General features: G+C 43.4%; 8 protein-coding genes. All 8 read left to right on the top strand.

The window, feature by feature from the left end:
* The first annotated feature begins 191 nt into the window (after positions 1-191).
* Positions 192-743 carry an RNA polymerase sigma factor gene (locus F9817_RS14360; RefSeq protein WP_161156718.1) on the top strand — a complete coding sequence of 184 codons (552 nt, stop codon included), beginning with the start codon at positions 192-194 and terminating at the stop codon, positions 741-743.
* Between the two features lie 259 nt (positions 744-1002).
* Complete coding sequence (locus F9817_RS14355; protein WP_161156715.1) at positions 1003-1425, top strand: type III secretion system chaperone; 423 nt, start codon at positions 1003-1005, stop codon at positions 1423-1425.
* Between the two features lie 107 nt (positions 1426-1532).
* A complete protein-coding gene (locus F9817_RS14350) occupies positions 1533-1754 on the top strand; it encodes a serine kinase (protein WP_161156713.1) in 222 nt (73 codons plus the stop codon).
* A complete protein-coding gene (locus tag F9817_RS14345) occupies positions 1754-2206 on the top strand; it encodes a hypothetical protein (protein WP_161156711.1) in 453 nt (150 codons plus the stop codon). The genes F9817_RS14350 and F9817_RS14345 overlap by 1 nt, the downstream gene beginning before the upstream one ends.
* An 82-nt stretch (positions 2207-2288) precedes the next feature.
* Positions 2289-4346: a type III secretion system outer membrane ring subunit SctC gene (gene sctC, locus F9817_RS14340; protein WP_161156709.1), complete on the top strand. Its 2058-nt coding sequence runs from the start codon at positions 2289-2291 to the stop codon at positions 4344-4346.
* A gap of 9 nt (positions 4347-4355) precedes the next feature.
* Positions 4356-4562: an HrpT family type III secretion system protein gene (gene hrpT / locus F9817_RS14335; RefSeq protein WP_161156707.1), complete on the top strand. Its 207-nt coding sequence runs from the start codon at positions 4356-4358 to the stop codon at positions 4560-4562.
* A complete protein-coding gene (locus F9817_RS14330; RefSeq protein WP_161156705.1) occupies positions 4522-4890 on the top strand; it encodes a hypothetical protein in 369 nt (122 codons plus the stop codon). The genes hrpT and F9817_RS14330 overlap by 41 nt, the downstream gene beginning before the upstream one ends.
* A gap of 146 nt (positions 4891-5036) precedes the next feature.
* Positions 5037-6278 carry a cytosine deaminase gene (codA, locus tag F9817_RS14325; protein ID WP_161156703.1) on the top strand — a complete coding sequence of 414 codons (1242 nt, stop codon included), beginning with the start codon at positions 5037-5039 and terminating at the stop codon, positions 6276-6278.
* Positions 6279-6508: the final 230 nt, after the last annotated feature.

Genomic DNA, 6508 nt, shown 5'->3' with positions numbered 1-6508 from the left:
TTACAAAACATTATGCATATTTTAATTTAAGACCATGATTATTAAGAAAATTACACAAATTTAAGAACCTTTACATTTATTTACAAGGCAATTCTTATTAAAAAACGTGGTGGAACAATTAATTTTCTTCTCTCACTCATTAAGCATTAATAGGTTATTTATAACTAGAAATGGACTTAATGAGGGTATAAATGAATAACGCAATCTCGTTCCAAACAATAACTTCAAATAAAATTGACATAGAAGAACTCTATAAAAGTCAGAATGAAAAACTAAGACGTTTTATTCAAAAAAAGATTTGGCACAATGAAGATGCTGAAGAAATACTACAGCTAACTTATCTCGAAGCCATGCGCTGTAAAGATAAATTCACTGGGAGCTCTAAACCTGAAACTTGGCTATTTGGTATCGCCGTAAACTTAACCAGAAATTATTTTAAACAGCACTACGGTCGCACCGTTTTGATGGATGAGATGACCGATACCCTGACTCAAGAGTTACAACACGATTGGGATGAAAATCCGGCCACATTAATTGAAAATGAGCGTTTACTAAACAGAACAATGGAAGCCATTACTCATCTCCCAGATGAAACACAATCGATTTTAAAACTCATTGTTGATGAAGACTTTAGTTATCAAGCCACCGCAGACCAAATTGGTATTCCTATCGGTACAATTCGCTCACGGTTATCAAGAGCCCGCCAAACACTCAAACATTACCTTGAACCCGCAACAGTATGAGTGAATGGTTGTCTTTTTCTTCTTTTTTCATCTTCTGCTTAGTTAAGTCATAAGTAAGCAGAAGATGTTCCTTCCATAACCCATTACTTCCTAACGAAAGCCTGAGTTTTTTGGGAACCATCCTTATCAATTAACCACCCAGTAAACAATAACTATCGGATCTAAACACCCTGTATTACCTATAAAAATCCGTTACTTAACCACAACGTATTACTGAGTTTGTCACGCACAGACAAGGACAAATAACGAGGATATTTCCATGACACCAACTCAAAGCAAAACTAACCAATTTCTTAAACAGTTCTCTCAATCAATTAATACTGATCTTTCTCTTAAAAATGGCGTGTGTGCCATCTATAACCACCTTTCTCAGCAAAGTGCGGTCATCGAGGTTCCCGACTTTAGTGACAACATCATTTTTCACTGCACCCTAATGACATTGCCAATGGAGGTCAGTGCCAACACGATGAAAAAGATGTTACTCCTCAATTTTGAAGTCAGTGCAATGCAGGGATGTTGGCTTGCTATCGATGAGCAACAGCAATTGTGTCTTTGCCATCTATTACCTATCGAGAAGACTGATCAGACGCATTTCAACAACACCCTGATTGGCTTTATCGATCAAGTAAAGAACGTTCGCCCATTTATCTCAGAGTGGTTCCGCGCCCCCGTCACTCACTAAAAGAAATTAACCCGCTTTTACAGGGAACCGAATGCCAAATATCGCCACGTAAATCATGTGGCAGCTCATTGAACATAGCGCCATGTCGATTAATTAAGGAGTGAATTATGTCATCGATAGAAAGTACTCGTCATCGTCTGGATATGCAGTTTGAACGTACCCAGAAAAACATGGATAAACTAGTCACAAATTTAGGCAATGCTTCCCTTGGTGATATCTATGCTTTTAATGCTGCGATGCGCCAAAACGCCACCGCAAGTTGGGCAGTAAACCAAGAACTGCAAGTTAAGCATAATTTGGCAAAAGCCATCATTAATGAAATTCGCTAATGATGTTGTCGGTTTCACAAATCACCACCACGCTGCAACACTGGCTAGAGAGCTCCCAAATCCAACTCGAATTTGAGATCGATAGTCAGTGTCTCAGTTTAATCAAAAAGGGCCAAGTCATTGAATTGCGTCTCGCACTTCCTGCGACCGTGCAACAGATACCAGATCCAACACTTTTTCTCCAACTGAGTGAAGTCGGTATTGATCAATTTAATGGCGTGCCAGCGATTAACGAGCAGCATCAGTACTGTATTATCGATTGGTGCCAACTCACCGATAGTGCTACAGCCGCTTTAGCTCCGTTAGTGACCCAGATTGAAGCCCTGATCAACCAACAACAATGTTGGGCTTCGATGCTCAATCACCAAGTACCTAAGCCGCACTCACGACCTTCACCCCAAGTGGTGCCGTTAAGCCTCTCGCAACAAATGCGGCAATTTTCATCTTCTTAGTCGCCTTTACAGCAAGGATTGATCACCGTGATGGGCTCCTCTATGCAGGTAGCCATATGGATAAAGATTTGACGAGTACACTATGAAAAAAAATATGCATTGGCTCCCTATTTTACTGACCCTACTGATCCTCTGCATCAGCAGCGCAGCGCATGGAGCGACACCCAAAAAATGGCAAAAAACAGCCTATGCGTTTGAAGCTAACCACACCTCTTTATTAGATGCCCTACACCAGTTTTCAAAAACATTTGGTGTAAAGCTTAATATGGGCAATGTCCGTGGCGAGCTGAATGGTAAATTACGTGCTAATTCAGCCACCGATTATCTCAATCGTTTAGCTCTCGAATATCAATTCTTATGGTTTGTGTATAACGGCACTTTATATGTCAGCCCACTAAAAGATCAAACATCAACGACCATCGAAGTCTCTGACGATGCGGTATCAGATCTAAAAAATGCGTTAACTCAAGTCGGCCTGCTCGACAAACGCTTTGGCTGGGGGGAATTACCGGATGAAGGTATCGTGATGGTATCTGGTCCAACCCACTATGTAGAACTGGTTAAAAAATTCAGCAAGAAGAAAAAGACCAAAGCAGAAAAAATGGAAGTGATGGTCTTTCCGCTCAAATACGCCTTGGTCGGCGATCGCAACATCAAGTTTCGCGATAAAAAAATCACCATTCCTGGCATTGCTAGTATGTTGCGCGACTTACTAGAAAGTAAGAAAGAAGCCCCGTTAGGAATGAACACGAACAATATGACGTTAGGTAGTAGCCTCCAAGCGCTCGGTAATCTGCAATCACTCGCTCAGCAACGCATGCAAAACAAGATGATGAATAACAGCATGAGCCAAACCATGGTGAATCAAGAGCTTAATAACCAAAAATCAGCAGATTCGAAAATCAGCGCAGATACGCGCAATAACGCCGTGTTAATTCGTGATGACATTGATAAACACGATATGTATCAATCCTTAATTAATAAGCTCGACAGGCCACGTAACGTCATCGAAATTGATGCGATCATTCTGGATATTGACAAAAACCGCTTAGATCAACTCGGTATTGATTGGCAAGTTGGTGCGGGTAGCACAGAAGCTGAATTTAATGCCAGTGGAGTGAGCCCATTTCTCTCTACCGGTTCGGCTGCAACCGTTATGATTCAAGACTTTGGTCACTTTTTTGCACAAATTCGCGCACTTGAAAGCGAGGGCGAAGCCTCACTCATCGCCAACCCATCGATTTTGACCATTGAAAACCAACCCGCGGTGATCGATTTTAATGATACCGCCTACATCAGTTCCATTGGCGAAAGGGTGGCGAACGTTTCTCCGGTAACGGCAGGAACCAGCCTTGAAGTCGTGCCGCGCATGATTGAATCCCCCAGCGCTAAACTGATTCAGCTCTCGCTTGATATTGAAGATGGCAAAATTGAATACAACGACAACAGCACTACCCCGACAGTCAACCGTGGCACCATCAGCACCCAAGCGATCATGCAAAGCCAACGCTCATTGGTTGTTGGTGGATTTAAAGTCGAGAGCAATTCACAATCCAACAGCAAAGTGCCGCTCTTGGGCGATATTCCAGGATTAGGCAAACTCTTTAGCTACAAAGACAATGATCAATCCAAACGAGAACGCTTATTTATTATCACCCCGCGCCTGGTCGGTAATGAACTTAACCCTCATCAATTTGAACCTGAGCGCAATAACGATGAAGAACAAAAGGCTCTCGATAAAGACCGAGCTAAAAAATTGGGTATCACACGCACACAGGTCGCAAAAGCGCTGACTCAATTAAATAATCTCTATCTACCCGATGGGTTTACCTTAGAAAAAAGCATTCCGTATACCTTAGAGCATTATTGTGAGCGTACGGATGGCGTAACGTTCGACCGCACCAATCGTCAATGGTACGGTGGCAAGAAATTCGCCCTATTGGTCGGCACCGTCACCAATCACACCACCCACTCAGTGCGGTTTGATGAAGCCACGTGTACCCATCGCGATACGTTAGCAGTCGCAGTGAGACCTTCGACTCTGATGGCACCGGGACAATCTGCAGAAGTGATGACGGCAGTGATTCCACCCGATAATAAGAAAACCACTCGCACCTCGTTATTGGATGTTCAACACTAAGGAAGAACGATGAAATTCAGGATATTGTGCATTGCTGTTATCACGTTATTAGCTGGCTGTACTGCGAAAATCACTAGTCATCAATGTCTTTCCAACCATTGTGATCGAGATATGTCTTCTCCGACTCAATTGGTCATTTGGTGGGGGCCAGCTCTTCGAGACAAGGTGAATAAAGATGATGACACCACAACCTATGATTTGGGGAAATATGACTGAACAACGCTTACAACAATGGCTGCAAAATGTAGCGCCTCATGCAGACAATCATTTTCCTTTACAACAAGGTCTCTCACTTAGCTGTCAAACCATTCGTGAGCACCGAGCCATCATTTTATGGGTTGAGCAAAGCTATTTTCCTATCCAATGGGTTCAAGATGTATTGCGCCAAGTGGGGGATAAACTTGAAAGAGATAGGTATTGCAAACCACTTAATCCACAAAATGGGCACTGGCGTTGGTGGGTAGAAGTGCAACCAGAGATGAATAATAACGATCAACTGCGGTTAGTTCAGCAGTTAATCGCAATCACTGAATCAGCACTATAGGTGAGCCGTAATGGCATGCTCTCGCTTCATACCAACCAACTGAAAACATTGGGTCATTGTTGATTTCGTGTCATAGTATGAGTATGCCCAAGCAGACGACAAAAGCTTGGGTATGACTGCCCATGTATGGATACTGAGAGGTTGTTATGAAAATCATTAATGCTCGCCTGCGTCATCAACCAGAGCTGTTTACTATTATCTGTGAAGATGGCTATTTTTCGCAGATCACTGCTCAATCCCAAACCATTCACGAACATGCGGATATAGACGCACAAGGAAAGCTGCTGTGTGCACCGTTTGTGGAACCTCATATTCACCTCGATGCCGTCATGACGGTCGGAGAGCCGCGCTGGAATGAAAGCGGCACGCTCTTTGAAGGTATCGCTTGTTGGGCTGAACGCAAACCCATGCTGACCACAGAAGATGTGCAACACCGCGTAATGAAAGCCGCCCGCCTATTAGCCGATAATGGTGTACAGCATGTCCGCACTCATATTGACGTTACCGATCCTAAGTTAATTGCGTTAAAAGCGATTGTGCCGTTGAAGAAAAAACTGGCACCGTGGATGGATTTACAAATCGTCGCATTTCCTCAAGAAGGCATTCTCTCTTACCCTAACGGTAAAGAGCTAATGAAACTTGCGGTGGAGATAGGTGCCGATGTTATCGGTGGTATCCCTCATTTTGAGTTCACCCGTGAATATGGCGTGGAATCGATGCGCTGGGTGATGGATTTCGCCCGTCAAAACAACAAATTGGTGGATGTACACTGCGACGAAATTGACGATGAAGCTTCGCGTTTTTTAGAAGTGCTTGCGACTGCAGCATTAGAATCTGGTATGGGGAACCGCGTCACCGCAAGCCATACAACCGCCATGCATTCATACAATAACGCCTATTGCTCGAAACTATTTCGCTTGTTGAAGATGTCTAACATCAACTTTGTTTCTTGCCCAACCTCCAACATTCATCTGCAGGGTCGATTTGATACGCTACCTAAACGCCGTGGCATTACTCGCATTAAAGAACTGACTGAGGCAGGCATGAATGTCGCGTTAGCCCAAGATTCCATTCAAGATCCTTGGTATAGCCTTGGTAACGGCAAATTATTACGCGAGCTCGACTTCGCGTTACATGCTTGTCATATGATGGGGTATCAAGATTTCAATCATGGACTCGATTTTATCACCGACAACGGCGCAAAAGTGCTTCATATCAGTGAACAATATGGTATCGAGGTAGGCAAACCTGCCAACTTTATTATCTTAGATGGAGCTGATGATGTAGAAGTGATTCGCGAACAAGCTGAGGTATTGTGGTCAGTGCGTCATGGCGAACTGCTGCTTTCGCGTACTCCTTCGCAAATAAACCACAGACTCACTCTCTAATTGAGCAGCCCCCATTTCAAAGTGGTAATCACAGACACATTCGTTGCCAAGATTACCACTTTACTCAATTCTGTCGGTGGGCGTTAGAGCTTGAAACTTGCTTACTGCCGAAGTTCGTTTCTATTGTGACGATAAAGTTCGGAACTTACTTTGGACAAAGGTGAGTTTGTGAAAGGAAATCAGGCATAGCTCTGGATTTAAGTAAGCATGAATTAGTCGTCCTGACTAAG

This window comes from Vibrio eleionomae (assembly GCF_009874545.1).
GTDB lineage: Bacteria > Pseudomonadota > Gammaproteobacteria > Enterobacterales > Vibrionaceae > Vibrio > Vibrio nitrifigilis.
The sequence above is the reverse complement of the archived record's forward strand: the minus strand, read 5'-3'. Positions and strand labels throughout refer to the sequence as shown.

Bases quoted from the DNA above. Each gene is read 5' to 3' on its own strand.
- F9817_RS14360 (WP_161156718.1), top strand. From the start codon at position 192: ATGAATAACGCAATCTCGTTCCAAACAATAACTTCAAATAAAATTGAC.
- F9817_RS14355 (WP_161156715.1), top strand. From the start codon at position 1,003: ATGACACCAACTCAAAGCAAAACTAACCAATTTCTTAAACAGTTCTCT.
- F9817_RS14350 (WP_161156713.1), top strand. From the start codon at position 1,533: ATGTCATCGATAGAAAGTACTCGTCATCGTCTGGATATGCAGTTTGAA.
- F9817_RS14345 (WP_161156711.1), top strand. From the start codon at position 1,754: ATGATGTTGTCGGTTTCACAAATCACCACCACGCTGCAACACTGGCTA.
- sctC (WP_161156709.1), top strand. From the start codon at position 2,289: ATGAAAAAAAATATGCATTGGCTCCCTATTTTACTGACCCTACTGATC.
- hrpT (WP_161156707.1), top strand. From the start codon at position 4,356: ATGAAATTCAGGATATTGTGCATTGCTGTTATCACGTTATTAGCTGGC.
- F9817_RS14330 (WP_161156705.1), top strand. From the start codon at position 4,522: ATGATGACACCACAACCTATGATTTGGGGAAATATGACTGAACAACGC.
- codA (WP_161156703.1), top strand. From the start codon at position 5,037: ATGAAAATCATTAATGCTCGCCTGCGTCATCAACCAGAGCTGTTTACT.